The following is a 3,418-nucleotide window of genomic DNA, read 5'->3' as shown; positions in this document are numbered from 1 at the left end:
GGGGGGCGCCCTTCGGGGGCGCGGCCGGGGGAGAATCACCCCGGTGCGACGACAGAGACGGAGTGGACCGTGAGCCTCGCCGGAAGCCGGGCCCAGGACGGACGGGCCCGGGAAGTGAGCCCCGTGCGGGGGCGGCCCCGCAGCGAGGCCGTGGAGCGCTCCATCATCGAGGGCGTGATGAAGCTCCTGGAGGACGGTGTGCCCCTCGCGGAGCTGTCCATAGAACGGGTGGCCCGCACCGCCGGTGTCGGTAAGGCCACCATCTACCGCCGGTGGCGCGGCAAGGAGGAGCTGTTCGTCGACGTCCTGCGCGCCTCCGAACCGCCCGAACCGGCGCTGCCCGGCACCTCCATGCGGGACGACCTGGTCGTCCTGCTGGAGGCCGTCCGCCGACGAGGACTCGCCAACCGCTCCTCGGCGATCCTGCACAACGTCTTCGCCCAGATGAAGTCCAGCCCCAAGATCTGGGACGCCTACCACGCGAACGTCGTCACCCCGCGCCGCCGGATCCTCGCCGACGTCCTGCTGCGCGGGCAGGGCAACGGCGAACTCCGTAGCGACGTCGACATCGACGTCATCGGGGACCTCGTCTTCGGCCCGATGCTCGTGCGCACCATCATGCGTCCCGACTCGCCGCTCCCCGAGGACCTCGCGGAGGTCATGGTCGACACGGTGCTCGAAGGGCTGCGTCCGCCTGCGAGCTGAGTCACAGCGGAATGTTCGCATTCCGTTACAGAGCTCACCCGTTCACCGCCGGTTCGGAACTCCGAACAGCGGGTTGTTCGTCCTCGTGCCCGTACGGCCGCCACACGGCGGCAGGATCGACGGCGATCATCCCCTAGGGTCTAGGGAGTGCCGCGAAGTCCCGCACCACACCCCGGTGTCGTGAACTTCCCGGCACTCCCCGGGCGCGGGGGACGGTGTGCACGGCAGGTTGTGAGGCGACGGTATGGCGCAGGCGTACATGACGGAGACGGGCGGCGGCGGCACGGGCGAGGGCCGCGAAGGATCCCGGCTCCGGCGCCTGCTCGGCCGATGGTTCGGCGGCTGGAGAGGCGACCGCAGGATCTGGCGGCGCGGCGTCGTCGTCGCGGTCCTCGCCCTGCTCGTCGCGCTCGCCATGGTGCTGCACGCCCAGGTCCCCAACAGCGTGGGCAACCTGGGCAGTCTGACCGAGACGTTCCTGCCCTGGCTGGGCATCGCGATCCCGCTGCTGCTGGTCCTGGCGATCGTCCGTAGGTCGGCGATCGCGCTGATCGCGGTGCTGGTCCCCACGATCGTCTGGCTGAACCTCTTCGGCGGACTGGTCACCAGCAAGACCGGCAGCGGGGGCGACCTCATGGTCGTCACCCACAACGTCAACGCGGACAACGCCGACCCGTCCGGCACCGCCGGGGACGTCGCCGCCTCCGGCGCGGACGTCGTCGCCCTGGAGGAGCTGACGGAGGCCGCGGTGCCGGTGTACGAGAAGGCGCTCGCGGCGACGTACCCGTACCACGAGGTCGTCGGCACCGTCGGGCTGTGGAGCAAGTACCCGATGAGCGCCACCAAGCCCGTCGACATCAAGCTCGGCTGGGAGCGCGCCATGCGCTCCACCGTGACCACCCCCGAGGGCCCGGTGGCCGTGTACGTCGCCCATCTGCCCTCGGTGCGGGTGAAGCTGGAGGCCGGGTTCACCGCCCGCCAGCGCGACAAGAGCGCCGACGCGCTGGGCGAGGCCATCGCCGACGAGCCCATCCAGGACGTCGTCCTCCTCGGAGACCTCAACGGCACCATGAACGACCGCGCCCTGAACGCCGTCACCGCCCAGATGCGCTCCACCCAGGGCGCGGCCGGCGACGGCTTCGGCTTCAGCTGGCCGGCGTCGTTCCCGATGGCCCGTATCGACCAGATCATGGTCCGGGGGCTGGAGCCGATGGCGTCCTGGACCCTCCCGGCGACGGGAAGCGACCACCTGCCGGTGGCGGCGCGGGTGACGATCACCACGTCAGGTCGCTGATCCCGCAGGTCAGCGGGGCGGGAATGGAGAGCCCGGAGAGTTTGTTCCGGCAGTGAACATATAGTGGGGGAGGGATTCCACGGAATCCCTCCTTCCCCCTGCTCTCCTCCTCCCCGAAAGGTCTCCCCATGCCCCTGGCCCTGCTCGCCCTCGCCGTAGGAGCCTTCGGTATCGGGACGACCGAGTTCGTCATGATGGGCCTGCTGCCCGACGTCGCGGCCGACCTCGGTGTCTCGATCCCCGCCGCCGGCCACCTCGTCTCCGCGTACGCGCTCGGCGTCGTCGTCGGTGCCCCACTGCTCGCGGCGGCCACGGCCCGGATGCCCCGCCGCACGGTCCTCATCGGGCTGATGGCCCTGTTCGTGGCCGGCAACGCCCTCTCCGCGCTCGCCCCCGACGAGCACTGGCTGCTCGCCGCCCGCTTCCTCAGCGGTCTGCCGCACGGCGCCTTCTTCGGCGTCGGCGCGGTCGTCGCCACCGGCCTCGTCGCACCGGAGCGCAAGGCCCGCTCGGTCTCGCTGATGTTCCTCGGACTGACGGTCGCGAACATCGCCGGGGTCCCCGTGGCGACGCTGCTGGGCCAGGAGTTCGGCTGGCGGGTCACCTTCCTCGGTGTGAGCGCGATCGGTCTCGCCGCGATCGCCTCGCTGGCCGCCCTCCTCCCGCACGACCACGCCACGGCGCCGGCCACCGGCCTGCGCGGCGAGCTGGGCGCCCTGCGCTCCCTGCCCGTCTGGCTGGCCCTCGGCACTACCGTCGCCGGGTTCGCCGCGCTGTTCTCCGCCTACAGCTACATCACCCCGATGCTCACCGGCTCCGCCGGGTACGCCGACGGCAGCGTCACCCTGCTGCTGGCCCTGTTCGGTGTGGGCGCGACCATCGGCAACCTGGCCGGCGGCCGTCTCGCGGACCACTCGATGCGGGGCACCCTCTTCGGCGGCCTGACCTCGCTGGTCGTGGTCCTCGCGCTGTTCCCGGTGCTCATGTCCGCCCAGTGGAGCGCGGCCCTGGCGGTGGTCCTCCTCGGCGTCGCGGCGTTCGTCACCGGCTCGCCCCTCCAGTTGATGGTCATGGAGAAGGCCGCCTCCGCCCCGTCCCTCGCGTCCTCCGCCAACCAGGCCGCCTTCAACCTCGCGAACGCCGGAGGCGCCTGGATCGGCGGCCTCGCCCTCTCCCTGGGCCTCGGCACCACGTCCCCGGCGGTCGTCGGAGCGGGCCTCGCCGTCCTCGGCCTCGGGGTGGCCGCGATCGCCCACGCGGTGGACGCCCGCCGCGCGACCGCGACATGCTCCGCGCAGCCGGCCGGGGGGCGCCTGGTGGCCTCGCACGTACCCGGACGTGAGTCGGAGCCGGTACGGGGCTAAGGACCGAGGGCGCCCGCCCCGCCCCGCCGGGCGCCCTCGGTCCTTAGCCCCGTAC

2 protein-coding genes and 1 pseudogene are annotated in these 3,418 nt (G+C 72.2%); all 3 read left to right on the top strand.

The genetic code is table 11. The annotated features are described in order from the left end of the window. The first annotated feature begins 69 nt into the window (after positions 1–69). Positions 70–705 (top strand): TetR/AcrR family transcriptional regulator, encoded by a 636-nt coding sequence (locus AOK15_RS36100; protein WP_055522695.1) that lies wholly within the window; start codon positions 70–72, stop codon positions 703–705. 330 nt (positions 706–1,035) lie between these two features. After that, positions 1,036–1,999 (top strand): annotated as a pseudogene (locus AOK15_RS36095) (endonuclease/exonuclease/phosphatase family protein). A gap of 128 nt (positions 2,000–2,127) precedes the next feature. Continuing rightward, entirely contained in the window at positions 2,128–3,363 is a 1,236-nt protein-coding gene (locus AOK15_RS36090) for an MFS transporter (RefSeq protein ID WP_055522691.1), read from the top strand. Positions 3,364–3,418: the final 55 nt, after the last annotated feature.

Source organism: Streptomyces ossamyceticus (genome assembly GCF_001418475.1).
Taxonomy (GTDB): domain Bacteria; phylum Actinomycetota; class Actinomycetes; order Streptomycetales; family Streptomycetaceae; genus Streptomyces; species Streptomyces ossamyceticus.
The sequence above is the reverse complement of the archived record's forward strand: the minus strand, read 5'-3'. Positions and strand labels throughout refer to the sequence as shown.